Below are 26,679 nucleotides of genomic sequence, written 5' to 3'. Positions count from 1 at the left end.
AACCCACTACAGTTGACAAAGAGCCGAAATAATCACTGTTAATAATATTCTTCAGTTAAAGATATATAGAACATTATCACTGTACACTATTTCATGAGTTTACCTCTATTCAAGCCTTTCATAAAAACCAATTCAACTAATGTAATTTTATAAAATAGAACGATTAGTTTTTATACTTTGCTTTTGTCAACCAAAAAGTAATTAAAATAGAAAATACACTTGATCCAATAATAGCAAGAATAATCCAAAACTGATTATTTTCTGGTGAGATGGCAATCGTCTTAGATTCCTTTTTAACTTCAATTGGTTGAGACAAGAAATTCATAACATTTTGATTCGTTATGCCACCATTTCGAGCATTCTTCATCAATTCTTTAAAGTTATTTGAATAAAGCCGATTCTCTTGAATAACTGTTGCTTCATTTACAATTAATTCATTTGTTGTAGATGCTGTTTTATCAATATTCTCTTTTACAGCCTGAACTTGACTTAAAAGATGTTCAAATTGTGGTTTAATTGTTCCAAGCGCTTCATGATTTTTAGAAGTCTCTTTAGCGCTATTTTGAGTAGTAGTCACTAGAGCCTCAATTGAAGTATAAATTTGATTTGAAGCTTTCTCACTATTTTCCAAAGCTACTCCATTAGCAGTCTCCTTATTAACTATGTTTGTGGATTGTTTCGTCTGAAGATCTTTCCAGCTTTGATATTCAGATTCGAGGGAGCCTTTAGCGTTAGTATACCAATCTGACAAAGCAGTTAATCTATCTTTAAAATAGTTATTGGGAAGGTATAAGTTTTCATCTTTATCTTCAGTTGCCCCTAGCTTAGGCATGTCTGTCAAACTTTTTTCTTGTTTAGAAATGGTTAAATCAATCTCTTCTAATAATTTCTTACCAGATTCTTTGAAACTCTCAACTTGCGTATCAAGTAATTGACTGGCAATATCGTTGCGACTAATATTCCCATACATTGAGTAAACTGAGGTTGAATCAGGAGAAGCGATATTGACTGTCATATTTCCTAAATTACTAGGTACTCCATAGATTGCCTGCACCATAGAAGAAGCTCGTTCAATTCTCCCTAAATATTGTAAAATCGTCTTCAAATCTTTTTTGACAAGCTCATATTCTTCCTCCTTGTTACTTACATATATAGTTTTAGTAATCGGAATTTTAGTATCACCAATGTGTAAAGTAAAGGAGATGGTATTCTCACCATATTTAGGCGTAAAACTATAAGATATCCTTAACTGATGAGGAGCTGCATCACTAATTTCTTGTGCTCCCCCATCTAAAGTCAGAGATAAGTCAGAAGTATTAGTAGCAATATCTGTAATAAAGACTTGTGCCTTTGGAGTTTCATACTGTACTGTGCCACTTGTTGAAGAAGCTACGGTTTGTCCACTAACAGAGTTTGTTGTAACTGCAGTGCCACTGCTTGCCCCTGAAGCTGTCTGAGATGAGCCGCTAGGAGCTACAGAGGAACTACTTCCAGGTGTTACTGCGGGAGAAGAGGTTTTAATTGTTGGTTGAGGAAGTTGCACCGTGATTGGAATATCACCATTTTTTTGTATCAACTGATCATTTGTTACCTTTACAAATTCGAATGCAGGTGCTTGATTTGTTGTTGCACCATTAATTCGAGCATAATCTGCTAGTAGGCTCATCTGAGCTTTATATGTATTTATTTCGGCATCTGATAATGCATTTATAGTCTTAAGCTTATCAAATAAAGGTTCGTAGCTAGCAGGATCAATATTCGTTCCAGCTAACTCATTATTAATCATATTGGTAAACTCTTTTGGTAAATTATTCTTTCTCAAACTATTATCAATCTGATTAGCTAAGACTTTTTTAGCCTGTGCTATTAAAAATTTATCATCATTCAGTTTATCCTTAGGAAGTTCCTGACCAAAATAGTTATTAGATATGGTTTTCCGCTCTTCTTTAAGCTCTGTGACTCTCTCTTCTAATTCTTTTTTTCTAGCTTCAATATTATTTTTGTAATCACCCACTGTACGATTGTAGTCTTTTACAAGATTAGCAAGCTTATCAAGTTCTGATTCCGATTTCGATTCTTCATTCAATTTCAAGTCCGTTGAATTGTCAAGTGACACAGATAGAGGGCCTAGTTTATTCAGATCTTCTAAAATTTTCTGATTAAATATACTAGCTTGTATATCATTTTCCTTCTGTTGTGCCTTTAATATTTCAAGTATTTCCGAAATGTTCTTTGCATCTACCTCCTTTTTGGCATCAAAGTGACTTTTCACTTCTGTCACTTGCTTATTTAAGTCTGTTCCAGTGGTATCTAGCAGCGATACAACCGAATCAGAAAACTGCTTTTGGGCTTCTTCAAATGAATTATTGTTCTTTTGCAAAGATGTAGTAAAATCTGCAACTCCTACAATAGATTGCATAGCATCGCTTGAATAAGGATAAATAGTCTGAGAAATTTTTGTATATGCACCTGATTGCTCGTTAACAACGTTCTCAACATTTCTTTTGGCATCATCTAGATTATTGATAACGCTAGAGAAATACATTTTAATGACATTCTGATTAATCAGATTGAGATATTCTCCAACTTTAAGCTCAACATTTTTTGCCTTGGCTGAATCTAAATTAGATTTTGTTTTGTACGTAATCTTAGCTTTGCTTGGGTTAAAACTTTCTAATTGAACAATTTTTTCAGAAAACTGCTGCTCAATATAAACAATAACATCTATCGACCCATCTTCAAATCGATTTTCAGCAATATTTCTTGACATAACAGTCCATTGATTAGTTGAATCTTTAGACAAGAGGGTCGTAAAATCGCTTCCGAAGTTATAGCTCTCTCCTTGTAGCTTTCCTCCCATATCTTCGTTAACCAAAGCAATGTTTAGTTTGCGATCATTCACTTTATTAGTTACTGAAACTTCTTGATTTTTAAAATGAATAAAGGTGATTGATGAAACTGTCAACAAGCTAATAAATAAGCTGACAGCAATTATGACTTTTTTCATATTATTCTCCTTTAAATTGTACTCTTCTAGTATAGCAATATTAGCATGTTTTTTCAAATACTTATTATCAATTACTTACAAATAATTAACGATCTAAGCGCATTTTATCAGTCTATAAAAAATCCCAAGAGAAAACTCTCGGGATTCCTACTCTATTTTTTAAACTCTTCTACTGTAAATCTGTCATAAGAAATCTTACCAACTTCTTCGTCATAGCGAGACAGAAACTCCTGAAACCGACGGTCAATATAGCCAATAAACAGCACTTCATCTATATCTTCTTTATTGAAAAAGATAATATTTTGATTCACTAAGCCAAGTGGCAGAGTGACAGCTCCAAAGTCAAAGTAACCTTGCGCACCGTCTTTTTCTGTAACTGGGCACTGATTGATGATCATAAACGGTTCTGTGCCATCCTTTACTCGGACAACACTCCCAATCGGTAATGCAGTACGTTTTGACATTATTCTACTCCTTCTAAATACTTCTTCGCTTCCTGAACATAGAAGAGCTCAGGATTTTCACTAGAGATGCTTTCAAATAGACTACGTGCACGGGATTCATCGCCTTTTAACTGGGCGTTGAGCGCACCGTAATAAGAAAACATAATTTTAGACAGTTTGTTTTGAGGTTCTGTCGTATCAAAATAATCATTCGTTTTTTTCTCACAAATAATATCAAAGGTTGCTTGCAAAAATGAAATATCTTTTATCTTTTGCTTCATTTGAGATTTATATGAACCTGATAATGTATCCATTTCTTTTAACAATTCTTGTGCTTCAGACAATCTTTTAGAATGCACTAAATCCAATATTTTATAGTAATAGCCGCTAAATATGTAATAAAAACTATTTCTTTTTTTCAAATTACTATTCTTTATTTCATCCAAATAAAGCAGGCTTTCTTGAAAATTTCCTTTATGAAAAGAAACTGTCGCACTCGCTAATAACTTAGATAAGAGTTGTGTTTTCTTATTGTAAGAACTTAAATGGGCTTTGTTAATTATATCCAAATATTTATTCAACTCAATATTATTATTCAATAGCTCAAACAAACTAAGATCTAGCAAAATTTTTGAGAATAGAATAACAAACAAAATGATTATAAGTAAAAATGTTATTCCCTTTGTAAACAGCGTAGATGGATGATTAAAAAGATAGATATAGAAAATTATTGTTGAAAATATTAGTATAAAAAAACAATATTTCCAAATAATTTTTAAAAAAATGAATTCTATTTTTTCAACTGGCCAACTCAAAATGCTATCAATAATTTTTTTCATAAAATATTCCTCACTTATTTACTAGGAATGGCCAAAAGACCTCCAAATAAAGCTGCAATCGCTGAAACTGCTTCTCCAATCCCTGTAGTATATGCAACAAACGCTCCTACTGCTAAAATAGTAATCCCTACTGTTTCAACAGGATGCTCAACCACCCAATTAAAAGCATTCCCTACCACTTCTCCAGTAGCATTAACAAATTGAGAAAAGTGATCAACATTCCTCTGTCCAATTTCATCAGTGACTGTCAATGTTGCGAAGTCCTGCTTCACTGTAGCAGTCTCCTTTACATAAGAAACTCGGTACCCATCTTCCGCCTTGTTCCCAACCTCAAAAGAGTGGTTCTTATAACCAAAAGTCATTGATAAACTAGGGTTAAGGTCATTAAAGTCTGAGTCTAACTTGCCTGAGGTATTAAAACCACTGCTTAAATAAAAATCTCCAAATGCGACTTTGTTACTGTACTTATAATCATACTTGCCTTGAAAAGGATCAGTCGTCAAGCCACCAAAAGCCATATCACCAGTAACACTAGTCTTCCCATTCTTGTATTTTCCTTTAAAAGTGATAACAGAATCCTTTTTAGTTTGCGCCGTAAAAGTAATTTTACTCTTAAAATATTGAACCCCTGTGTCATAAACAGTAATTTCTTTCTCGAAAGTAACCTGATGACCTTCAAGAAAGCGAATCAACTCTTTCGGCTTCTTACCGCCATTAGAATATGAAACCAAAGAGATTGAACGGCCAAGTGTGTACCTCTAGTAATCACTTGATCCATCTTTCATCATTATAGCCGAAAAGAAGCATTTTTTCTAGCTTTCTTTTGTGTCAACCAAAAAATCCTGAGAGGAGTCTCAGGATTTTTCATCAGCTAGCTCGAACACCTACTAGTATATCAGTATACAAGACCCCATTGATCTTGCTCGAAATATAAAAAATTGGTGTACATTCCTCTAATTCTTCTTGCATCAATAGATTGGTTAAACCATGGAGTGCCTTATCAAAATCAACAGCTTCCTCACCAGTCACTCGTGCTCCTACCATTCGTGGAACTAGAAAATAACTGTTATAGGCAGTCCCTTCTAGTAATTCATCGTATCCTAGATAATCCTCATAAACTGGAAGATAAACTGTAATGTTGTAAGTACCATCTTCTAATTCTCCTACATGGGGACAAGAATAAAAGGGATTGCTCTTAGGAGTGTAACCCGCAGCCACTGCCGTATTAATCATATCTTGAAAGGCAACTGAAATTTCATCACCAACAATATTGTAATCTACACTTAAGACATTACTTAACATTAAAAATTGATTGGTTCCGTATGTAATATCTGCCATCTTACTTCTCCACTGGGATAATCAAATCCACAAACAAATCATCGTAAACAGGGATCAAAACGAGATACAACTTATCTTGCAACTCCCAGCCCTTCTCACGGATATAGTTTTTCATCTCATAAAGTCTCTCATCTAAGCCTTCTGCGAATAGTACGCGCTGACTAATACCATCTATGCTCAAGCTCGGAAGATAAGTTAATTGGCTAGTGGAGGCCGTTTCCGAAATAACTGGAATATACACCGTCACATCTTGTCGTTCCTCATCAAACTGAGTTGGAATCATCTCAAAGATAGTTGGGCCATCCTTATAAATCCCTTCAGTATATGGAAGAAGCTCTGTATGTGCAAATAGTTCTAGTAGCTCATCTGGATGGATCTGAACTTGATCCTTCATCAAGTGTGTCATTTGAATCTGGGTTTCTTTAATCATGTTTCTTTTCCTTTCTAAATCTATCTCTATCAAACTCCTTATCTTGGATCATATCCGAGGACACTTCTATATGTTTGATGGGAGTTGTTTTTTCGACATCATTGCGGTGTTGGTAGGCATAGATAATATGAAACCAAGGTAAGTACACAGCTTGTCCAAAAGCCATTGATAATAAAGACATTCCCCATCCCATAAAATAATCATATCCAATCATCGCTAAAAATATACAGACACACGATAAAATAAGTGGAGGAGCGATAACAAAATTAAGCATAAATTTGCTGGCTTTCTGCGAGATAACTTCTTCAGAGTCTAAATTGACCAAACAGCTCATGACGACTATAACAATAATGGATTGGATAAGAGGGAGGGATAACTTTAAACCGATAAAACTATGATCCCCACTCAAACTATTAAAAGTAATAATAGCATAAATATGACCAGTCAGATACATGAGATAGGTTCCAAAACTAGTTAAAATTCCTCGTCTAAGATCCAGTAAAAATACCAGATTTAAAATCCAAACAACAATCCCTGTAATAATCAAACCTTGATATAAGGCAGGATTTTTTAAAATATTTAATCCTGCAAGCCAAAATCCTGTAAATACCAAGGGATACAAAATAAAAATCCCATTTAATACCCCCCAAAGAGGAACTGGTCCTTGTATTTTGCTTCGTTGAAATTCAAAAGTTTTTTTTATTCGTTCCAGTATCATTTAAACCATCCTCTCATACCTTTTATCAGGCTATTGACACCTTAAAACTTTATACATCTGACCTATGTCTTAATGGATAAAGTATATACCCCCACGACAGAAATAGGAGAGGTGAAAATAGCAATTGTAATCCAAATAATAACCAAGAAGCAGCAGGGTTCCCTATTAAAATAAGTAAGACCACTGAAATTACAATAATAGCTCCTGGGATACCAAAAATTACACTAATAACTTTTTGTTTCAGCACTTGCTGACCATCAACACCACCTAATAATAGCATAAGAAGAAAAATTATTATTGGATATAAAAGTATTACAAATAACTGAAATAAAAGGAATTGTTCTCCTCCACCTAGTCCTATTACAGCAAAGGGAGCAGTTATATATGTAACAACACCCATAATATAGGTAATTAGTCCCGTTGCAAAATTACTTTGTAACTTTGACATTAAAATAATTATAAAAGAAGATAACTCTAAAACTACTGCTATGATATTTATAGAATTGAAAACATATTGATTTACAAGGCTATTTGCTGCCATAAAGAACATGAACATTATCAAAGGAAATATAACAAATACTTGGGTTAGTGTCCCCCACATCGGAACAGGTCCCTTAGCATTATTTAATATATCTATCAATGTTCTATGAAATCGTTTCTTCATTTAAACCATCCTCTCATGCCTTTAATTAGACTATTGGCACCTTTTTTAAGGTTATCTGTAATTTTAAAGCGTTTATCCAGCTCGCTAAGCCCCCATCCAACAAGAGCTGCTGTTCCTATTGCCGCAGCCCCTGTTAACCACGCAGGAGCTGTCACCGCTGCTCCAAAGACTGCAGCTACTCCCGTCACAACCGCGCCTACACCAGCAGCTCCTGCACTCGCTGCAGCTGTTGCTGCAACAGTTGTCCCTGCCGCCTTGGCCGCATCTATCACAAAACCTGTTGCCACACTTGCTTTAACTTCATTACCTCTAAGACCCTGACGTTTAGCATTCTGAGAATTATCATGTATTTTCGAAAAAGTATCGACAACATCTAAGGCAACACCAACAACTGCTGCTCCTTTTAAGAACTTACCAAACTTAGAAGCTGTTTTAAATCCTTCTTTATAGTTTCTTAACCCCTCCTTAGCAGACTGAACTAAACCTTTTACCCCTCCTGCTTTGCTAGCATTCCACAAGGCTTTTCCAGCTCTGTTAAAAGTTACTTCTTTGATAAATCCCTCCTTAAACAAGCTACCACTCGTCTTCGCAATACTTTTCGTCACCTTCGCAAATTTGTGCCTCATCTTAGTGGTATCAGTAAAGGATTTGAATACTTTGCTTAGTTCCTCATTGTAACGTGTTTTCCCTAACTTCTCCATCAGGGATTTAAAAGTCTTAGTTAATTCACCATTTTTATATTTATTACTCTTATTCAGACTTTTTCCAAGCTTAAAGTATTCATCTAACAACTTACCAAATTTTGTTGCCTCTTTAAGAATGATGGTATTTCCTCGTTTATCTCGACTAAAACGATAAGCCGCATACAGAGCCGGCAAAATAGATTTCAAATGTTTTTTATAACTTTTAACTTCTTTATATAAATCATTTTTTGTGATATTTTTATAGGAATTAAGCACCGAATCTATTAGGTCTTCATTCGCCGTACCTTCCCACTATATTTAGACTCGGCAAGTTGTTTTGCAAGAGCATTTTGATACTTTACATTTTGTGAGTTGCTATGGAGAGCTGTGTTAATTTCAGAAACGGAATTTCTAAATTGCGTTTTCTTGTAGTAATTTCTTGCTGTTTGATTGGTGTATGAAGTACGGCTGTATGCAGATAAAGTCTTAAGTTGACCATCTTGCATATCAATCAGATCAAAAGTATCTGTATTCAGAATAACGTTATTAAACGTCTCCATGTTCTTAATCGTATCATCGAGGCTCTTTTGGGCTTTGGCATAGGTCGTATTGACATCATCCAAGCTAGGATTACTCAGTGAGATAATATCACTAATATCCGAATAAATACTCTGTGTTCGTGTCGAAATCTTACCTAAGCCTTCAATATCAAAAATTTTTATAAGACCTTATCAGTATAGCCAACTAACAACTCTAGATATTGTAAACCGTCTTTTGGAAGCACATGATAAAAAGGGGTTGCTATCTCCAGACCATTTACTTCAATTGAAACTACTAATTTTGCAAATCCTACTTCTGTCATTGAAGAAAAATCTCCTCTGACAACTGTTTTCAACAAGTTATTAAGTTCAAAATAAGTTGAAAATTTATAACCTTCTAAGTGAAATATATCATTCGACACAGGCATAAACATTTCAATATCTACTATCTCATTTAAAGGAACATTATTTAAACTGTAGAAAAACGGGCCTTTTAACTGGTAGCCCGCATCTACAATTCCTGACACAAATTGTTCCAAATGTTTTTCTAATTCGCTATAATGAAATGATAGTCTCTTTCTTACGACGTTCTGAAATGCAATTTTGTGAACTTTTACGACATCTTCTGGTAAATTCATCTTTCTCTCTCAACCTCACAATATAAATCCAATACATAATCACCATATAAGTCCAATACAGCATGAAAAATATTTACCAACTTAAATCCTGATACAGAAATTTCTTTTTCAATTTCTTTATAAGGGATAGGATCTTCTTGATTGTAATGACGATAATAAAAATCTGTTGTGAAATTTAACGACTCCTGAAAGAAAATACCCGAAGTATTTTCTCCCCTTATCTCAAGTTTATTCCCAACTGTTGTAAATACAAGAACATCTTGTTCAGCTTTTTGAGGATTATAAGCATAAAACATTGGTCCATCTGTATAAAAGCCATTTTGTATCATTTGTATTTTAAATTCCTTCGAATCTGAAATCAAACGATCAAAGAAAGTAGCTTGAGGATCTAACTCTACCCCAAAACCAATTAAATTCTGCAGGCTTAATTCTTTTCTTTTAAATTTCATTGTTTCTTTCCTTTTTTAAATCCAGTTTTTAATCTTTTCATCATAGATAGAATAAAGCTCCCCAAAATATCCAGTCCTATCAAAAGTATAAATATTCTCCCAAGCCAAATAAGCCAACGGGGAGTGTATGAACTAGGATTAAAATAGCCTATATTATACATAATACCTAGGAATATTGCACAAAGCAAAATCTCAAGAGAAATTCTAATCTTTGCTTTCTTCAAACTGAAATACTTAAATAAATTTCGAAAAGTCTCTTGTTTCTTAGGTACATCTTCCCAATACTCCTTGCTTTGAGTTTTTAGATATAAAAGATAGACAACTTCAATAATCAATTGGGGGAAAGCATAACAGTAAAGGAGTGTACTTGTAATACCTAAAACCATGGCAAACTTCCCTACAAAAGCACTAGTTAACAACACTAACATAAAAATAATGAGAATAGATTCTTGACTGTAGGCACTAGATTTAGCAAAGTAATTTCTCACCGTTCGACTTGCAGAAAAACCGTTTTTCAGTTGTCGCATCAACCAAAAATATTGATAAATAAATCCACAAACTGTAGAGGTTACTAAAAACAAAATTACTGGTATTGATGATTCATTAAACTCTTGAAAGCCATTATTATTAACTGTAAACAGAATATAACACGTTAGCATTAACGATAAGAAAATTCCTATATATGATAATAGTAATAAAATAGTTGATAAAATTTGTTTACGATAAATAAAACTCATCCCTAGTGGAATCACAGTTGCCACTATAAGATAGACCGAATATAATAAAATAAAATTAAAAAATATGTTCGATGACTTTTGCAAACCAAAATCAATTGTATATAGCTCTACTCCAAAGATGACTGCTCCTGTAAATGAAATCAACATCATACTTGCTGATGCCCGAGTATTCGCTAAGCTTTTAAAATATGCTTTATTTAATTCTTCAACTTCTGTCACTGTTTTTTCTTTCACTTTAACCTCCAAACATAGAACTTACTACATTACCTATACCATTTCCTATACTATCTCCTATACCCTTCCCAAAATCTTTTATCGTATCAACCAAACTATTGCCTGTTTCTCTGGATTTAACATTATTAAAAAGATAGTTAAATCCAATCCCTGCAACTGCACCTACTACGGTTCCTAAAGGAGGTAAAAATGCTGAACCAATAGCCGCACCCATGCCTGCAGCTGCAGCCCCTGATCCAATATCTACGGCTGTATCAATCAAGAAATCTCGCGCTTCTTTGGCCGAGATACCATCAGACATATCCACATTCTCCCTAAAATTATTATAGATATTTATAGCTGTTAAAATTCCTCCAGCTAATTTAAACGCTTTGCCAACTTTCCCTACTTCTTTCCAGCCTTTAGCATCATTTAATGGATTAAGAGACTCTTTGAAACCGCTCCAGCCCGCTTTACCCATTTCTTTCATACGAGCAACACCTTGCAAATTACCTGAATAGTGGTAATTTTCTAGATCAATTCCTGAAGTATTTTGGAAATTGCGACCATGCCTGTATAAATTGTTAGTAGAAGATTTGAAAATAAACTTATTTCCCCATCTCATTCTTCCTTGGCTATCCATCGTTATTTCAACACCATTAAGAAAAATTTTGGAGCCTCGATAAGTAATGACAGCTTCTCCCAATGTCTTGATATAATCTGCAACTTCCTCGCTTTTTGGTTGAGAAAGACCAAAGGTTTCACCAATCTGCATTGCAGCAATATCTTTTTGTTGAGTCGAAGCTACTGTTCCACTATACTTAGACTCCGCTAACTGCTTAGCTAGTTTGTTTTGGTAGTTGACCTTACTACGCGAATTACTATGTAAGGCAGTATGAATTTCCTCCACAGAGTTTTTGAAAGATTCTCCTCTGTAGAAAGTTCTTGCTGTTTGATTGGTGTATGAAACACTGCTGTATGAAGACAAAGCCTTAAGTTGACCATCTTGCATATCAATCAGATCAAAAGTATCTGTTTTCAGAATAACGTTATTAAACGTCTCCATGTTCTTAATCGTATCATCGAGGCTCTTTTGGGCTTTGGCATAGGTCGTATTGACATCATCCAAGCTAGGATTACTCAGTGAGATAATATCACTAATATCCGAATAAATACTCTGTGTTCGTGTTGAAATCTTACTCAAGCCTTCAATGGGGTCTTTCATCCTCTGCTTGACTCGCTCCAGATACTCCGTATTGATAATCGCACTGTCATTGGTCTCACCAACCGTCTCCTTAAAAAGCTTGATAATCCCATCATAGCGGTTTACTATACTATCCAAAGCATTGGTATAGTTATCTAGCAAAGGAATCTGGTAATTAGAAACCTTTTGGTTGATTGTGTCCTTAACGACACCTTTGAGACTATCTGTAGAGACAACTTGGGATAAACTGCTTCTGGCTTTGGTTAGATCGCCCTTGATACTACCTACAGATGTACTCAAGGCCGATTTCTGAGCTTGTACCTCAGATAAATCAATCTTCATTCACTATCTCCTCTGCATGTAATTACCTTGCGTTTGTACGAAAGTCTTACCTCAACCTTCAACGGAATCTTTTGAATAGCCTTCTATCCGTAGTCCATCTTATCCCCTTATATTTCTAAATTTTATCACTAAATTGACTTCTCATCCAATTTATTTAAAGTCAAATGAGGATATTTAATATTTTTTTGTTCTTTTTCAAAAAATTGTTGAGCACTTTTCTCTTGATCGTCAACATAACCTTCAAACCAAACTTTACTTATATCTTCTTTATTAAAAAAGTAACATTGATTATCTGTATTTCCATTTGGATATAGGCATGCCGAATAATCGAAATAACCAATTGTTCCTTGATTATTATAGAGTGGAAAACGAGATAGAATCATTAATTTCACTTCTCCGTTATGAAGCTGAATCACACTCCCAATCGGCAATATTTTATTATTCATTAATAAATCTCCTTATTACTTAATTATTTGTATAAACGTCTTCATATAATGCAACGTTTAATAAGTTTTGTATTTAAGATAGTGTACACAATTAAAATATGATAATAAAGTTAATACAAGACTAATATATTTACCTAAACTTATGAAAATTATAGCAGTCACTATTCCTATGAACAAAAAACAGATTATCGTTATATATAATATTAAAACATTCCTTTTTTCTTGCTTTAGAAAGTTTTGATAGTTTTTTTAATCAATTTGAAATTCTTCTAACTCAATGACACAATTTAAAACATAATAAAGTAATAGACTGCTACCAATACTAATTATAGTATAAGTAAAGATTAAAGACAGTATACGAAAATCTGTTGGTACTTTCCCATTTTTACTTATACTTCTTAAAACAATATATAAAACAAGAGCAATTGAACTGTAACCAGTAATGGCAGTTTCTCCATTGGTTTTATCCTTTGTTGGATATAAAAGTTGATAATTTTCATTGTTATAGTAGACAGATTTTTCCTGATATAACCTAGGATAATGGAATTCTTAGTGCTCCTTTTCATAATTATCTTTCTCAATTATAAGTTTTATACAGTCCATTTATGATTTTTCCTCTCTGAAATACTTTATTATAAAAGAACATAAAATATATAGTCATTAGTAAAACTGCAACAATTCCCCACGCAAAATTTCCATATACTATAAAGATGCGTGCAAAAAATACTATAATTAATGGAAATATAATAAGAGATAAATAGGTTAAAAAAATATTCTTTCGCTCTCTTAACACAAAGTCCCTCATTGCTTTTTCCTCTAATTGTAGTTTTTCCACTTCCCTCTCACGATAGAACGTCACATAACAAACAACAAAGGCTGTTATAAAGGAAATCAGGACACCTATCATTAGAAATTTATATCTTCCCAGAATGGTTAAATAGTATTGGGAATTTACTTTTCCGATTATTACATAAAGAATCATGATCAAGCTACTGCCAGCAGTTTCAAGAAAAGAATTCCGTTCCCTTACTCTATATAAAGTTAGATCTTTTTTATCAAAATAAACTGGATTTTTGTCAAACGTCCCTATTGGAACCATATTTTTTAAGTTTTTTTTCATGTCTAATTACCATAATCGTAATATTTTTTATATAGCATATGAACCACTTGATATCTTTGTAATGGCGTCGTATTTAACAACAATAGGGGGAATATAAAAAATAAAATTGTTAAAAACAAAAAAACTAGAAGTCAATAAATAAACTATAGAAAAAAGTACTGGAATAAAAAATGTCAATGATATCATAGACGACTCTTAACTATATTTTTCTTCTCATTTTGAATAAATTTTATCATATCCTTATTTGAAAGAACAAAAGGTCTAATAATTAATTCTTCATTCAAAGCCGGTCTGTAGAGAAGTTTTGAGACAATGATCATTAGAAAGAAACCAAAAACCACTGAACACCTGAACTTTTGTTATTCTCTTACAATCACATAAAGGATAAGTGTTGCTCCTGTTAAGAAAGCGACAGGAGACACTTTAAACTTGGTTTTAGAATACTCTAAGAACATCTTGCCTGTTTTCTTATCAAAAAAATTGTTTTTCCTTCAAAATTACCAATTCCTACAAAGTCAACATCCTTTAACTTTATAATTTGATTTTCGCCCAAGAGAATCTCCTATCATTGGAATGCAGTGCCAAGACCACTGAAAAAGTCAGATACAGCATTACCAACACCACCTATGACTTCCTTACCTGCTTTTATCACATTATTAGTATTCTCAGTAACTACTTTCCCAATACTATTATCATATGCCATATCTATTGCTGAGTTAGCAACAATCCCAACTGCAACGCCTGCTAAAAAACCTACAACCGTTCCTACCCCTGGCATAATTGCCGTACCTATTGCCATTCCACTTTTCACAGCGAGACCAGACACAGCAGTATGAATCCCTGTTTTAACAACAGCATTCGGAACATTTTCACCAGCTGAAACCTGAGCAGTAAAATCAATAGCAGGACCGATAAATGTCATCGCTTGGCCTATTTCTGGCCCCGACTTAGCAACAGATTCAATGCCTTTACCTATACTTATAAAAGATCCTGACGCGACATTACTTACATTATCAAATATATTAGGAGGAACTATACCATTAGTTCCGAGGTTAATAAAACTTCCAAGTGAATCGCTTAATTTATATAAACCATTAATCAACCCTCCCACAACAGTAGGAGCCTTTTCCAATAATTTAACCCAGCCCTTATCTCCAAATACATCAATACTACTCATGATTGACTCACTGGCGAAATTATTTTTTAAATCATTTGAAATTACATCAGAATAATTTTGATAGTTCGAAGCTACTGTTCCACTATACTTAGACTCCGCTAACTGCTTAGCTAGTTTGTTTTGGTAGTTGACCTTACTACGCGAATTACTATGTAAGGCAGTATGAATTTCCTCCACAGAGTTTTTGAAAGATTCTCCTCTATAGAAAGTTCTTGCTGTTTGATTGGTGTATGAAACACTGCTGTATGAAGATAAAGTCTTAAGTTGACCATCTTGCATATCAATCAGATCAAAAGTATCTGTTTTCAGAATAACGTTATTAAACGTCTCCATGTTCTTAATCGTATCATCGAGGCTCTTTTGGGCTTTGGCATAGGTCGTATTGACATCATCCAAGCTAGGATTACTCAGTGAGATAATATCACTAATATCCGAATAAATACTCTGTGTTCGTGTTGAAATCTTACTCAAGCCTTCAATGGGGTCTTTCATCCTCTGCTTGACTCGCTCCAGATACTCCGTATTGATAATCGCACTGTCATTGGTCTCACCAACCGTCTCCTTAAAAAGCTTGATAATCCCATCATAGCGGTTTACTATACTATCCAAAGCATTGGTATAGTTATCTAGCAAAGGAATCTGGTAATTAGAAACCTTTTGGTTGATTGTGTCCTTAACGACACCTTTGAGACTATTTGTAGAGACAACTTGGGATAAACTGCTTCTGGCTTTGGTTAGATCGCCCTTGATACTACCTACAGATGTACTCAAGGCCGATTTCTGAGCCTGTACCTCAGATAAATCAATCTTCATTCACTATCTCCTCTCCATATACGCTAGAAACAATGCCCTCATTGAAATACTCTCTGCGAAAGGCTTCTTGACAATAGCGCTCATCTGTCATATCTGTATATCCTTCCGATACGACTCGCTTGATGAAGAGATTGCTTACAAACAAGGGAGCCGTATCAAATCGCAACCCAAAAGGCCATGTGTATCCTATGTAATCTATGTAGCTTCCCGTTTCCATCACTACTCTGCGACCAGAAAGAACAACAAAAAAGTCCATCTGCTCACTCTCAAAGGCTGCAACCAAATCTTGTGGAAGAAGGTCTCGATCCAACTCTACGACACTGCCTAAAGGATAGATACGGCTAAAACAAAGATCAACATACGAAGCATATTGGATAAAGTGACCTCGCGAAAGAACAACCTCTTCTTTGAGACGCTTCACTCGAACTTCAGAACCCTCAAAGAAAAAATCTAGTGGAGCCCCAATCATCGGATGGTAGTGATAAGAGTCCTCTCCATTCATAAAAGCCAAATAACACTTGCGAAAGACTTCCGTATGTCCTGAGAGAGTCATAGAAACCGCGAATAAAAATTCTTTAGCCTGTTCAGTCACCTCTATGCGACTAAGAGCTTGCTTAAATAAAGATAGCTGTTCTTCTTTCATTTCATCATCCCCCCAGCTTGAATAGCACCTGCTTCTCGAGCGTCATCCTGAACTTTATTCTTCGCAGCTTGCTCCATCTTAGAAGCATCAGCTCGGGTAAAATCTTTCAACTTAACGATTGATTTATTAAAGTGCTCTAACACCTCATTAAACGTTGTAAAAGGGGTGAGATCTGTTTTTTTGAAAGTCAAATCCTTTATACGACCAATATTTGTCGTTGAGGACGATACACCCTTAGTAATACTATTCCATCTAGCTTCATCTACGCCTGTTGGTTTCATATCTACCTCCTATTCCATACAATCATAAATACGAGCCTGCCGATAATAAGAATTAATCGTAGACTGCAAACCTTCCGACTCTGACTGAAGAGTGCGAATCTTATCATCAATAGCTGTCTTATTATTGCTATGGCTAATACAGAAATTAGAGATATGAGTTCCTAGAGCATAAAATTGTGCTTCAAAATCTTCTTGACGACTTCCCTTAAAACTTGTAGAATCCAACGGAATTATCTGACCAAGTGATCTACTTTTATTGCCTATAGATTGAATTTCTGTTGATAATTTACTACTAGCATTTTTTAACTTAGCGATTTTACCATCAATTTCAGTTTTAGCGGCTTGAGCTTCTGCGGCTCTCCTGCGAAATCTTGCAGCTACATCTCTATAATACGAGCTCATCTCATTTCTCCTTTTGCTATGAATATAAAATATCATTTTTATTTTATCATATTTAAAATAGAATAGCTAGTAAGGTTAGGTAATACAAAAAAACATACCCGCTTTTAAAAAGCTAATGGGTATGTTTACATAATCATCTATTAGGCAACTTGATCCGATAAACTTCTCTTCCGACAAAGAAATGAACTTCATCTACTTCCAGAAGTGGCTCATTATAATTCGTTTTCCCTTTGATCATCCCTTGATCCATAAATCTAGTTCCAAAGATACCTGCCGGCATATTTGACCGCAATCGCTTACTGAACTCATCAAATTTATTTTCAATAGTCTTTTGATGACCGTGGAAAATGAAATAAACTCCTGCTTTAGCTGCATTTTTCAGAATAGATTCTAAAGTATTAAATGAGATTAACATTTTCTCGTTAAGAATATGTATATCTGGCATATACACAATCATTGGGATCTTATGTCCTCCATGAAGTCTGCGCTCTATTTCACCAACGATATCCGTAATGACTGCACTAAATTCTTCTGATGTGATAACTGAGTCACAATCAGCCTGATTAGCAAATCGACCCTCTAGATCAAAAACGATGCGTTGAGCTTTTCCTTCCAATTGTTTAAGGGCCTTCATGATAATGACTTCAAGCATTTCTGTCTGCTGAGGCGTATCATCCATAATCACAAAGTAGCCGTGCTCTTCTGGATTAAAGCCAACAATCTTTGTTGTTTCTTTATCATAACCTATTGGAACTTGTACTTGATGCAGCATAGTCTGTGTTTCCTTTGCCTGCTCAAAATCTTCCATTGTAATCTCATTTGGCAACATTGGAATTGGCTCTGGACGTACCCCCGTCCACATATTTGATATCGTCTTAATTTCCTCTTCTAACTGATAGAGGCGCTCAATATCATTGTCACCACCCGTAGGTAAATAGACCTGAATAGCATAAGGGATATCTTCTTTAATTTGAGCACGTCCGAAAATTTCTTGCTGAATGAGGGCTTCGCGACCTACTATTTCTTTAGCAGCCCCTTCATCTACCATGAAGAAGGCCATCCGTGAAGTTATATTGCTTGACATACTAATTTTAAGACTATTCGAACGAAGGACTGTTAAAATCACATAACAGCCTAAACTAGCTCCCTCACGTAGAATTCGATTAACCAAATTTTCAATTGACTCTTCTAAAGGTGTATCCTTTATAGAATCAAATCCATCAAAAATGGTTAAAATTATCGGAAGCTTTTCACCAGATTTCTGCTCATATTGAGAAAGACTTGCTACATTGTAAGCCGCAAATTTCTCCTTGCGAGCTTTCAATTCATGATCAATTCTCTTTAAGAACTTAACTAGTTTTTCTTCTTCATCAAATCTTGTCAAATCAACTACATGAGGTAACTCCTTAAGCGGTAGCAGACCATTCGTACCAAAATCAAACAAATTAACATGGACTTGTTCTGGAGTATTTAGTCGAGCAAGATTCATCACCAAGGTTTGGAGTGCAACAGACTTACCAAAACCAGGGGAACCGTAAAAGACAGTATGACCCATCTTTTCTATGTCAAAGTTAAAATTAGTTTGTCTCTGCTCAGTAGGTATATCCATCTTAGCAAAAGGAACCGCCAAAACTTTTTTATCTGTCCAATGCACATCCGTTTCTGGTGATATAATCCTTGTCTCCAATGGCTCCAGCCAAGGTCTATCTGGCATAGTAATAGAAAAATGACTAGTAAATTCAGAAATATAATTCACAAGTGCATCAAGCTCAGTGATTTCTTCAGACTCTGTAGTTGTATAATCCTCATCAATTGATAAATCCTCAGATAGCAGCTCATATTGTCCTAAATCATTAATCAGCCAAATCCGTTCATCAACCGTCTCTTTTTTATCATCTCCCTGCGGAGCATAGGCTGCACCACTCCAAGCGGATTGGAATAATTCGTATATTTCATTATTTCCAACTTGTAGATAAGCACGTCCTGGTTCTTTGATACTTGCTGCATCTGGTGTTTTTATAATTTCAGACGAATCTGATGCATCTGAAACTTTTAAGGCTAATTTAAAACGCGAGTTAGACCATATTTGGTCATTAACAACACCTGACGGTTTTTGAGTCGCGAGGATAAGGTGAACCCCAAGAGAGCGTCCAATACGAGCAGTTGATACAAGTTCTGTCATAAATTCTGGCTCATGCTGTTTCAACTCTGCAAATTCATCACTGATAAGAAATAGATGTGGTAAAGGCTTGCTTGGAAAAGAATCCTTATCAGCAGCTAACTGTCCTTCTTTATACAATTTAGTATAACCATTGATATGGTTCACTCCAAATTGACTAAACAATCTTTGACGCTTTTGCAGTTCCGCCTTAATAGAGGCTAAAGCACGTGCACTTGAAGCCCCATCTAAATTCGTAATTGCCCCAAGCATATGAGGAAGATTGTTGAAAAGATTGGCCATTCCTCCACCTTTAAAGTCAATGGTAAGGAAGCCAACATCCTCTGGACTGAAATTTACTGCTAAAGATAGAATATAGGATTGAAGAATTTCTGATTTCCCTGAACCCGTGGTTCCGGCCACGAGTCCGTGCGGCCCATGAGCTCGCTCATGAAGGTTCAACTCAACAACATCATCTTTCCCACGCAGTCCTAAAGGAACTGCCAATGTCTTTGAAGTATCAGCCCTTCGCCAATTCGAACCTAAATCTATTTCTTCTACTGTTTTAACCTTATACAGCTCTAAGAAAGAAACAGACTTAGGAATCGTATTTTTTTCAACTTCAAGGTGTTCTAAATTTGCCAATGTCCGAACGCATTGTTCGTAAGTCGGCAAAGCTGAATATGGACAAAATGTCTGAGCGCTGTAATTTCGACCGTCATTGATAATCTGCCCAGCATTCTGATTTTTATATTCAATCAATGTTGTGACTGTTTCAGGCAATAAACGCTGAGCTTCTTTTACCCAAATAACAGTAACACCAAGTTCTGTCAAATCTTTTGCAAGATATTCGTTTAAACTATGCCCTAAAAGATGTGAGTCATCTAAAATGGTTAAAACATAGTGAGGCTTAAATCGTGCATCTTTCTCACCCATCTCTTTTTTTAGCTGAGAGCGCTTTTGGATAATACGATAAAAAGAATTTAAAACTGCATCACGACTTCGAGCATCATGCACAAAACCTCGAATATTTCGTTCCTGCATTTTGAAATGAGGTAAAAAACGCCATTCTGACCAATCTTTCTCATAATCATGCTCATGAACCAAATTAATAAAGTTCACATCTAAATAACTATGAAAAATTGCCAACTGCAAGAGCAAATTATAAATAGCTGTCTTGGTAACTTCTTGATTACCAATCAATCCGACCGTCGCTTGTGCAATATTGACAGTAATAGGAACCTGTCTTTGCATCTGATATTTTTGAAGAACCTTTTGTGCAAATTTAGATGACTCATCTTTACTTTGAATATCAAAATTCGTTTGCAATTGGAGCTGACTTACTTTATTACCAAGCCCAAGAGAAAGTTGCAAAAAATCCTCATTGTAATCTAAGCGTTCGTAAATACGAGAATCATACCGAGCAATCATATCTGCTAAAACTTGAATTTCTGGTTGATTATACCTTAGAATCGCTGCCTCTTCTTGATAATATCGATTTAATTCTGAAACTTGCTTAAGCAAGTATTTTTCATAATCTTCTACCCGAATACGCTCCTGCTCTTTATTATCTTTTCTTTCTTCAAAATACTGGCTCATGGTTGTACCAGCAGTTAGCAGGCTAAACCCACCCATACCAATCATCATCAACGGGTTACCTTTGAAAACAAAACTACTAAAAGCTGTAATTGCGAACATCCCAAGTGCAGGGACAATCGCTCTTACTAATGAATTTTTGGCTGGTTTTATCGGCAAAGGAGGTTGATTAATATGAATTTTTGAACTATAAATGGAGGGATTAATCCGAGGGCTTCTGCGATATGCTGGAAAATCTTGAGGATATTCGCTTGCACACTCTTCAACTAATATTTTCTCTAGATTAAAAATAGGAATTGAGTAGAGAGAAGAAATTTTCCATTGTAACTTTCGCTTTTCAATGAAATGCTGAGCAGTAGCAATCATATCTCCTATTTCAAATGGAAATAACCCACTTTCTTCAATTAGTTTATAATTAAGATAAACTGGCTTATCACCAATTTCAATCTGTACTTGTTTATCGGAGAAAATCAAAACTGTTGAAGAACTAATCTTCAAATCAGCTTCTTCCTGACTACTGCACATGAAAAGCTCTGTCGGAGGAAAAATATAGGTCGTAAAGATTTCTTTTTCAGACTCTAATAAAGTGACTTTTTCCCCACCAAAAACTGTCTCTCCTAACTTTAAGATATCTCCATTTCGATAAACAGTCTGGTTCTCCAATTTATATGCACTACCATTCAGTAAAATAGACTGTGAATCTACTAGATTAGCAGTTAAGAGTTCTCTCGTTTCTATTAGTAACGTGTAGAGGGGATGATACTCTTCGAAAAGTTGATCACCTAGCTGGTGATAGTATACGTTCTTATTTTCTTCCATCAACTACTCACCATTTCCTTTTGATGAAGAAGTATCTTTAGAGTGACTACTGTCATCCGTACTTTTTTCACCAATTTCTGAGGATAATTCCTTTATTTTTTTCTCATATTCACTCAATTTTTTCTGTTTCTCTGAACCATTCATATTTACATTTGACCTGACTGATTCATAAAGATTTGTATAAGCATGCAGAATAAGTTGGGTATCTCCAATATTCTGGGCTACATCCAGTGCCTTTTCAAATTTTCCACGACCCAAATAAATCCAATAATTCAAAATAGTATCATCACTAGATTCCGTAATCGTATTTAATACTGTTTCTTTTTGCTTATCACTCAAACTATCTAAACGAACATAACTAGCTGCTAGAATGTATTTCGCCTCTTTAGGTAATGAATCTACACTATAAGCCTTTAGCGATTCGACTGTCTCAGAAAAATCTTTTCTCATAAAGTTTGATTGTGCCATGATGACTGCAGATTTTAAAGGTCCATCCTTGAACATAGATTGATAAGTTGTGAAACTAAGAACCGCAGAAACAACAGCTAGAACCGAAGTAGCAATCAATAGACCTTTCCATTTTTTAGTATTGACCAAAATATTCTCTATCGAACTCTTTTTTGACAATGTATAATATTTTTCAGAAACATACTGATTGATTTCTTCCAAAGTCCTTAAGGGAATAATATCCTGAGCAATTTTATCTTTAACAGCATCTAACCCACTAACAGCCAACTCAAAATCTACTTTTGGCACTAAAATAGATACCATCAATGCTTTGTAGGATGCTAGACAAAATTCTTCATCATATATCCGTGGAGACAATAACTTCTCAATCCCTCGATGAAGCATCTTCACTTTCCCACCTAAAATAACAATATTTTCTGGATGTATATAAGGAATTTTAAAATTATTTTCTCCTAATTCTATAGAAGTCATTTTTTGGGCTAGAGCAAATCGCTCCAATTCTGTCTTTAATGATAACAACTCCTCTGTAACTGTTTTAAAATATGCAGGTATTTCATAATCTAAATACAGCGAAACATCTTCTTGTCTTATCGCAACACGACAGTATTCTTTGATAGCATCTAGCCGTTCTCTGTCATATCCTGAAGAGGAAACTTGAACAGTAACTTTATTCTCCGCCTTCAAAAAAATTAGCTTATCCCCGTCAAACATATATTACTACCCTTCCTAATTCTTCTTTCTAACCGATAATTTCTAGTATATCTCCATTACTAATAGGATAATTGGCTAAAATATCATTTCCTTCTATATGAATATGTTTATTTTTTACTTTAAACCAAAATTGATCATCAACTGGCAACCCCAGTTTTGTTCTAATCACTCTATTATTCAATATCTTCTTAAAATTTATCCAAGTTAGAGACTTTGAAACTCTAATATCTAATTCTCTCTGTTTATATTCTATTGTTATCTCTACTTTTCCTAAGTCCATGCCATTTCCTTCCTAAAAATATTCCTGCAGTAGTCATAAAAATTAAAAAAACAGTAATCAATATATTAAATACTCCTTTTCCAATTTTTTTGTTATTATGTTTAGTTACAGAAAAACCTTCAGCTAATTTATAATCTGTAAATAGTGATTTTTTTAATTGAAGTGTATCTAATCCATAAATAGAAAAACTTTTCTCTTGCTTAAAATTATTTATTTCTGCTTCTTGCAGTAACTCTTTAGTTGTCCGATTTCTTTCATCTACCGCTTTTTTTGTTCGATTTAAGAACAAGTTAGGTGCATACTTTGATTCGATTAGATTGGCATTATTATTTTCCTGAGTACCATTTGTAATAATATCTGTGTCTAGCTTTAACTTCCCATCATCTGCAAACACTAATTGAGGTAGTAACAAACAACATATAAATAGAATCTGTAATTTTGATTTTTTTTTCATAACAAAAATAAGCGTCAAGTTTCCCTGACGCCCCTCAATTCTTTTTACAAACCAAAACTTTGCGCATCATGTTGGTCGCGTTCAGCAACAGTTTGAGCATAGTTGTTCAATTGTTGATTAATACTTACTAAAAGTTCTTCAAATTTTTGAACATGAGTATATAGTTGATTATACTGTTCGAGGTAAGCATTAAAAGCTTGACCTTTCCACTGTGATGCAATTTCACCGTTTGTTTTATTAACAGTTTGAATTGCTTGTTCAATCTGATCTTTAGCACTAGTATAAATACGTGCTTGTTCTTTTAGCTGTTCTGGGGTTAAACTAATAACTGACATAGGTGTCTCCTTTTGTGTTTTTATTACTTCTTTAATTTATCATATTTATAAGAGTTTGTCAATTTTGAAGTACAAAGTACTGCTAAAAACAGATTCCCATGTTACTTATTAAATAATTAAACTATATCTATTATTTCTTAAGTCTCTTTTCGTACCTATCCTTAGACAGTAGAATCTATTTACCACTTTATACTTCCAGTAGAAACTTTCTTTTCATTTTATATAAGGCATTAAGGCAATAGTACGCCACATCCTACCTTTTCTCATAAATCAACATCCTTATGGTATCCTATAAAATCTTTACATATTAGGCGCCTTCTAAGCTAACGTAAATAGCATATTTGTCCAACTATTCAGCATATTTGAATTATAAATACTTATTGCAACAATTATCAGGAGATAATTCCATATGAGAAATTACTTATTCTTATAAAGACTATACAATCCATTTAAACTGTCGTCTATTGTCACTACTCTCATTAAATGAATCACAATTTTATCCACATCTATTTTTGCATTTCTATCAAGCGCTATAGCTATAGAACCTATCATCTCTATAACATAGAGGTATTGTGGAGTATTTTAGTATAAACAAAAGATCCTATACGAATTATAGTCTAATTGTGACTATAACACATTGAAAAGAATCATATGGAACTAATTAATTCATTAAGAATCCTCGATAATCCCAATAAGCAGATTTTTTATTGATGATAATCGTAGGCAAGCCGAGGGCTACCATCTGGCAAATAAATCGTGCCACACTGGCTAAAACCGTAGCGGCGAATGGCTGCCTGCATCGGATGGTTATCTTCATGCGTATCAATGCGGAGATAGGAAATCTGCTGCAAGCAAAAGTCAAAACACAGGTAAGCCAGACCCTTGACTTGTCCATTTGAAGCGATACGGTGGATTGTACCGTAAGGCTCTGAAAAATGCCAAGCACCTTCAATCTCTTGGTAGGTCGGATCTGGTCCGATGATGAACGCAAAGATTCCAACAACCTGCCCAGCCTCTTCAAAGACATAGCAGTGACCTGCCCGAATATCTTCCTCTACCAGCTGACGATTCGGGTAGGAAGCTGGCCACTGACTGGGATTTCCCATAGTCCGCATAAACTCCCTAGCCTGATCAAAAATTGCTAAAATCGCTGGGATATCCTGCATTTCCGCCAAGCGAATCATGTCGCCTCCTTCCAGCCTATTACCTTATTTGACAAATTCCTCGTAGTTACCCGTGTAATTAGCCCACTCCTTACTGAAGAATTTTTCATTGATCTGATAATTCGGAGCAGGTTGAGGATTAGACACAAAAGGATCGACAGCCTTGTCGAAAGCCAGCCAGCCATTCCAGCCCATGTGGATCGTGTCCTGCATGAAGTAGGGCTTGTCGCCGTCCTTAGAAAAGTCAGCAATATTTGTAAAACCTTGACTCTCCAGCTGGAACTTAATCTTCTCAACTGTCCGCTGGTACATCTCTTCGCTCAGTCCAGTATAGGCCATCCATTTGGCATTGACCGGTGGAATGACAAAGATAACATTCGTATGGGATTTGGCAAATTGTTCCAAAACCAGCTGCAAATCATTGTACTCAGGAGACTTTTCGTAAGACTGTTTGGATTGGAAGCCTTTGAACTTCTTGATTTTTCTAGCCAAACGCTTCTTATAAAAGTCGTTATCAATGCCTAAATCATTGTTATTGGTCTGCTTGACAGCATCTGCCGTAGCCAGTTTTTCCAATTCTTCATAGGAGAATTCATCTGGAAGTCGGGAAAGCTGAGGCAAGACCTTCGTGTCATAATTGCCATTATTACCAGCAGCAAATGTACTGAAAAATGCATCCTCCCGCTGATAAATCCGGCTCATAGTATTGATATACTGCTGCTCAAAAGAAGTCAGTTGGCTTCCATCGGCCACTTTCCTGACAATATCCCCCATAGCAATGTTGGGATAGAGCTGCAAAAGCCGCTGAGCTGCATACTGAGCGCCTACTCCACCGTCCTGCCAGCTAAGAAAACCAGCTAGCTGGTCGCTATTGAAATACTGCTGAAAAGCTGCTGCATCATAGCCTTTTTTAGTAAACCATTGCGGAGAAACGACATAGACAGCCGTCTTATTTTCCAGCTCAGAGGTCATCTGCTGCATCCCAAAATATTGGTTGAGCGAAGCTGCCCCCCGCTGCCCTAGAAAATAAGGTCGGTAATTGCGGTCATACTTCTCAGCCAAAACAGCTGGGTGCATACTGTCAAAACGCAGCCATTCGCTGGAGCCAAAGTAGGGCACAAAACGGGTATCTTGATCTGTCAGGGCCGTCATTTTTTTGCTACGGCTTTTGAACGTTTCTGCTGTAAGGGTCACAGCCGCCCGCTTCTCTGCTTCCACATCATGCTTTTTCTCAAGCGGATAGAAGAAAAAGAGCAGGGCGACCATGACCAAGGCGCAGAAGACTGGCCCCAGAATCAGCCAGAGTCGTTTAAGCATTACGAAGCTCCGTTACGCCTTCAACGATTTTATTGGCTGTATTCCAGTCATCGCGGCCAAATTCTGATACTGGCACACGGATGTCAAAACGGTTTTCCAGCTCAACAATCAGCTCTACTGTTCCCATACTGTCCAAAACACCAGCATCAAACAAATCCTCGTCCATCATGTCCGAAACATCTTCCATAAATAATTCGTCAATAATTTCAATTACTTCTGCTTTTACATCCATTATAGTTTCCTCGTTTACAT

General features: G+C 35.3%; 28 protein-coding genes. All 28 read right to left on the bottom strand.

Going from position 1 to position 26,679, the window contains the following annotated elements; genetic code table 11:
• Window positions 1-163: 163 nt before the first annotated feature.
• The 28 genes from esaA to dltC all read right to left on the bottom strand — a co-directional run bounded on the left by esaA (window position 164) and on the right by dltC (window position 26,659).
• Window positions 164-3,007, bottom strand: coding sequence for a type VII secretion protein EsaA (gene esaA / locus O3651_RS04035; RefSeq protein WP_371609644.1), 2,844 nt, complete (start codon window positions 3,005-3,007; stop codon window positions 164-166).
• A gap of 152 nt (window positions 3,008-3,159) precedes the next feature.
• The gene (locus O3651_RS04030; RefSeq protein WP_371609643.1) at window positions 3,160-3,471 is read right to left on the bottom strand and encodes a DUF4176 domain-containing protein; all 312 of its coding nucleotides are present in this window, start codon (window positions 3,469-3,471) and stop codon (window positions 3,160-3,162) included.
• A complete protein-coding gene (locus tag O3651_RS04025; protein WP_371609642.1) occupies window positions 3,471-4,289 on the bottom strand; it encodes a hypothetical protein in 819 nt (272 codons plus the stop codon). Before O3651_RS04025 ends, O3651_RS04030 begins: the two co-directional genes overlap by 1 nt.
• Window positions 4,290-4,303: 14 nt before the next feature.
• A complete protein-coding gene (locus tag O3651_RS04020; RefSeq protein ID WP_371609641.1) occupies window positions 4,304-4,981 on the bottom strand; it encodes a hypothetical protein in 678 nt (225 codons plus the stop codon).
• A gap of 175 nt (window positions 4,982-5,156) precedes the next feature.
• Window positions 5,157-5,627, bottom strand: a complete 471-nt coding sequence (locus tag O3651_RS04015) for a DUF5085 family protein (RefSeq protein ID WP_061421954.1) — start codon at window positions 5,625-5,627, stop codon at window positions 5,157-5,159.
• A gap of 1 nt (window position 5,628) precedes the next feature.
• On the bottom strand, window positions 5,629-6,057 hold the full coding sequence (locus O3651_RS04010) for a hypothetical protein (protein ID WP_125389964.1): 429 nt from the start codon (window positions 6,055-6,057) through the stop codon (window positions 5,629-5,631).
• Complete coding sequence (locus tag O3651_RS04005; RefSeq protein WP_371609640.1) at window positions 6,050-6,775, bottom strand: hypothetical protein; 726 nt, start codon at window positions 6,773-6,775, stop codon at window positions 6,050-6,052. Before O3651_RS04005 ends, O3651_RS04010 begins: the two co-directional genes overlap by 8 nt.
• 49 nt (window positions 6,776-6,824) lie before the next feature.
• Entirely contained in the window at window positions 6,825-7,439 is a 615-nt protein-coding gene (locus O3651_RS04000) for a hypothetical protein (RefSeq protein WP_371609639.1), read from the bottom strand.
• Entirely contained in the window at window positions 7,436-8,398 is a 963-nt protein-coding gene (locus tag O3651_RS03995; RefSeq protein ID WP_371609638.1) for a hypothetical protein, read from the bottom strand. The genes O3651_RS04000 and O3651_RS03995 overlap by 4 nt, the downstream gene beginning before the upstream one ends.
• An 8-nt stretch (window positions 8,399-8,406) precedes the next feature.
• Entirely contained in the window at window positions 8,407-8,745 is a 339-nt protein-coding gene (locus O3651_RS03990; protein WP_371609637.1) for a hypothetical protein, read from the bottom strand.
• A gap of 95 nt (window positions 8,746-8,840) precedes the next feature.
• Window positions 8,841-9,299: a DUF5085 family protein gene (locus O3651_RS03985; RefSeq protein WP_125387141.1), complete on the bottom strand. Its 459-nt coding sequence runs from the start codon at window positions 9,297-9,299 to the stop codon at window positions 8,841-8,843.
• Window positions 9,296-9,748, bottom strand: coding sequence for a hypothetical protein (locus O3651_RS03980; RefSeq protein ID WP_371609636.1), 453 nt, complete (start codon window positions 9,746-9,748; stop codon window positions 9,296-9,298). The genes O3651_RS03985 and O3651_RS03980 overlap by 4 nt, the downstream gene beginning before the upstream one ends.
• Window positions 9,745-10,719: a hypothetical protein gene (locus tag O3651_RS03975; RefSeq protein ID WP_371609635.1), complete on the bottom strand. Its 975-nt coding sequence runs from the start codon at window positions 10,717-10,719 to the stop codon at window positions 9,745-9,747. Before O3651_RS03975 ends, O3651_RS03980 begins: the two co-directional genes overlap by 4 nt.
• Before the next feature lies 1 nt (window position 10,720).
• Window positions 10,721-12,244, bottom strand: a complete 1,524-nt coding sequence (locus O3651_RS03970; RefSeq protein ID WP_371609634.1) for a T7SS effector LXG polymorphic toxin — start codon at window positions 12,242-12,244, stop codon at window positions 10,721-10,723.
• A gap of 128 nt (window positions 12,245-12,372) precedes the next feature.
• Window positions 12,373-12,690, bottom strand: a complete 318-nt coding sequence (locus O3651_RS03965) for a DUF4176 domain-containing protein (protein WP_371609633.1) — start codon at window positions 12,688-12,690, stop codon at window positions 12,373-12,375.
• Window positions 12,691-13,267: 577 nt separating this feature from the next.
• A complete protein-coding gene (locus O3651_RS03960; RefSeq protein WP_371609632.1) occupies window positions 13,268-13,810 on the bottom strand; it encodes a hypothetical protein in 543 nt (180 codons plus the stop codon).
• A 565-nt stretch (window positions 13,811-14,375) separates the two neighbouring features.
• A complete protein-coding gene (locus O3651_RS03955; protein ID WP_371609631.1) occupies window positions 14,376-15,800 on the bottom strand; it encodes a T7SS effector LXG polymorphic toxin in 1,425 nt (474 codons plus the stop codon).
• The gene (locus O3651_RS03950; protein ID WP_061421947.1) at window positions 15,790-16,443 is read right to left on the bottom strand and encodes a DUF4176 domain-containing protein; all 654 of its coding nucleotides are present in this window, start codon (window positions 16,441-16,443) and stop codon (window positions 15,790-15,792) included. Before O3651_RS03950 ends, O3651_RS03955 begins: the two co-directional genes overlap by 11 nt.
• Window positions 16,440-16,724, bottom strand: coding sequence for a variable surface protein mvspG (locus tag O3651_RS03945; RefSeq protein WP_371609630.1), 285 nt, complete (start codon window positions 16,722-16,724; stop codon window positions 16,440-16,442). Before O3651_RS03945 ends, O3651_RS03950 begins: the two co-directional genes overlap by 4 nt.
• 9 nt (window positions 16,725-16,733) lie before the next feature.
• Window positions 16,734-17,126, bottom strand: a complete 393-nt coding sequence (locus O3651_RS03940; RefSeq protein WP_371609629.1) for a DUF5082 family protein — start codon at window positions 17,124-17,126, stop codon at window positions 16,734-16,736.
• Between the two features lie 133 nt (window positions 17,127-17,259).
• Window positions 17,260-21,699, bottom strand: coding sequence for a type VII secretion protein EssC (gene essC, locus O3651_RS03935; RefSeq protein WP_371609628.1), 4,440 nt, complete (start codon window positions 21,697-21,699; stop codon window positions 17,260-17,262).
• Between the two features lie 3 nt (window positions 21,700-21,702).
• Window positions 21,703-22,878, bottom strand: a complete 1,176-nt coding sequence (gene essB, locus O3651_RS03930) for a type VII secretion protein EssB (RefSeq protein ID WP_371609627.1) — start codon at window positions 22,876-22,878, stop codon at window positions 21,703-21,705.
• A gap of 28 nt (window positions 22,879-22,906) precedes the next feature.
• Window positions 22,907-23,158, bottom strand: a complete 252-nt coding sequence (locus O3651_RS03925; RefSeq protein WP_061421942.1) for an EsaB/YukD family protein — start codon at window positions 23,156-23,158, stop codon at window positions 22,907-22,909.
• Window positions 23,121-23,630, bottom strand: coding sequence for a type VII secretion protein EssA (locus tag O3651_RS03920; RefSeq protein WP_371609626.1), 510 nt, complete (start codon window positions 23,628-23,630; stop codon window positions 23,121-23,123). The genes O3651_RS03925 and O3651_RS03920 overlap by 38 nt, the downstream gene beginning before the upstream one ends.
• 26 nt (window positions 23,631-23,656) lie before the next feature.
• Window positions 23,657-23,947 (bottom strand): WXG100 family type VII secretion target, encoded by a 291-nt coding sequence (locus O3651_RS03915; protein ID WP_061421940.1) that lies wholly within the window; start codon window positions 23,945-23,947, stop codon window positions 23,657-23,659.
• A gap of 704 nt (window positions 23,948-24,651) precedes the next feature.
• Complete coding sequence (locus O3651_RS03910) at window positions 24,652-25,131, bottom strand: GNAT family N-acetyltransferase (protein ID WP_371609625.1); 480 nt, start codon at window positions 25,129-25,131, stop codon at window positions 24,652-24,654.
• Between the two features lie 24 nt (window positions 25,132-25,155).
• On the bottom strand, window positions 25,156-26,427 hold the full coding sequence (gene dltD / locus O3651_RS03905; RefSeq protein WP_125370746.1) for a D-alanyl-lipoteichoic acid biosynthesis protein DltD: 1,272 nt from the start codon (window positions 26,425-26,427) through the stop codon (window positions 25,156-25,158).
• On the bottom strand, window positions 26,420-26,659 hold the full coding sequence (dltC, locus tag O3651_RS03900; RefSeq protein WP_005591431.1) for a D-alanine--poly(phosphoribitol) ligase subunit DltC: 240 nt from the start codon (window positions 26,657-26,659) through the stop codon (window positions 26,420-26,422). Before dltC ends, dltD begins: the two co-directional genes overlap by 8 nt.
• Window positions 26,660-26,679: the final 20 nt, after the last annotated feature.

It is taken from the genome of Streptococcus sp. 27098_8_73 (assembly GCF_041432495.1).
Lineage (GTDB): Bacteria > Bacillota > Bacilli > Lactobacillales > Streptococcaceae > Streptococcus.
The sequence above is the reverse complement of the archived record's forward strand: the minus strand, read 5'-3'. Positions and strand labels throughout refer to the sequence as shown.

Excerpts from the sequence above, each read along its gene's own strand:
- esaA (WP_371609644.1), bottom strand. The coding sequence starts at position 3,007 with ATGAAAAAAGTCATAATTGCTGTCAGCTTATTTATTAGCTTGTTGACA.
- O3651_RS04030 (WP_371609643.1), bottom strand. The coding sequence starts at position 3,471 with ATGTCAAAACGTACTGCATTACCGATTGGGAGTGTTGTCCGAGTAAAG.
- O3651_RS04025 (WP_371609642.1), bottom strand. The coding sequence starts at position 4,289 with ATGAAAAAAATTATTGATAGCATTTTGAGTTGGCCAGTTGAAAAAATA.
- O3651_RS04015 (WP_061421954.1), bottom strand. The coding sequence starts at position 5,627 with ATGGCAGATATTACATACGGAACCAATCAATTTTTAATGTTAAGTAAT.
- O3651_RS04010 (WP_125389964.1), bottom strand. The coding sequence starts at position 6,057 with ATGATTAAAGAAACCCAGATTCAAATGACACACTTGATGAAGGATCAA.
- O3651_RS04005 (WP_371609640.1), bottom strand. The coding sequence starts at position 6,775 with ATGATACTGGAACGAATAAAAAAAACTTTTGAATTTCAACGAAGCAAA.
- O3651_RS04000 (WP_371609639.1), bottom strand. The coding sequence starts at position 7,439 with ATGAAGAAACGATTTCATAGAACATTGATAGATATATTAAATAATGCT.
- O3651_RS03985 (WP_125387141.1), bottom strand. The coding sequence starts at position 9,299 with ATGAATTTACCAGAAGATGTCGTAAAAGTTCACAAAATTGCATTTCAG.
- O3651_RS03980 (WP_371609636.1), bottom strand. The coding sequence starts at position 9,748 with ATGAAATTTAAAAGAAAAGAATTAAGCCTGCAGAATTTAATTGGTTTT.
- O3651_RS03970 (WP_371609634.1), bottom strand. The coding sequence starts at position 12,244 with ATGAAGATTGATTTATCTGAGGTACAAGCTCAGAAATCGGCCTTGAGT.
- O3651_RS03965 (WP_371609633.1), bottom strand. The coding sequence starts at position 12,690 with ATGAATAATAAAATATTGCCGATTGGGAGTGTGATTCAGCTTCATAAC.
- O3651_RS03960 (WP_371609632.1), bottom strand. The coding sequence starts at position 13,810 with ATGAAAAAAAACTTAAAAAATATGGTTCCAATAGGGACGTTTGACAAA.
- O3651_RS03955 (WP_371609631.1), bottom strand. The coding sequence starts at position 15,800 with ATGAAGATTGATTTATCTGAGGTACAGGCTCAGAAATCGGCCTTGAGT.
- O3651_RS03950 (WP_061421947.1), bottom strand. The coding sequence starts at position 16,443 with ATGAAAGAAGAACAGCTATCTTTATTTAAGCAAGCTCTTAGTCGCATA.
- O3651_RS03945 (WP_371609630.1), bottom strand. The coding sequence starts at position 16,724 with ATGAAACCAACAGGCGTAGATGAAGCTAGATGGAATAGTATTACTAAG.
- O3651_RS03940 (WP_371609629.1), bottom strand. The coding sequence starts at position 17,126 with ATGAGCTCGTATTATAGAGATGTAGCTGCAAGATTTCGCAGGAGAGCC.
- essC (WP_371609628.1), bottom strand. The coding sequence starts at position 21,699 with ATGGAAGAAAATAAGAACGTATACTATCACCAGCTAGGTGATCAACTT.
- essB (WP_371609627.1), bottom strand. The coding sequence starts at position 22,878 with ATGTTTGACGGGGATAAGCTAATTTTTTTGAAGGCGGAGAATAAAGTT.
- O3651_RS03925 (WP_061421942.1), bottom strand. The coding sequence starts at position 23,158 with ATGGACTTAGGAAAAGTAGAGATAACAATAGAATATAAACAGAGAGAA.
- O3651_RS03915 (WP_061421940.1), bottom strand. The coding sequence starts at position 23,947 with ATGTCAGTTATTAGTTTAACCCCAGAACAGCTAAAAGAACAAGCACGT.
- O3651_RS03910 (WP_371609625.1), bottom strand. The coding sequence starts at position 25,131 with ATGATTCGCTTGGCGGAAATGCAGGATATCCCAGCGATTTTAGCAATT.
- dltD (WP_125370746.1), bottom strand. The coding sequence starts at position 26,427 with ATGCTTAAACGACTCTGGCTGATTCTGGGGCCAGTCTTCTGCGCCTTG.
- dltC (WP_005591431.1), bottom strand. The coding sequence starts at position 26,659 with ATGGATGTAAAAGCAGAAGTAATTGAAATTATTGACGAATTATTTATG.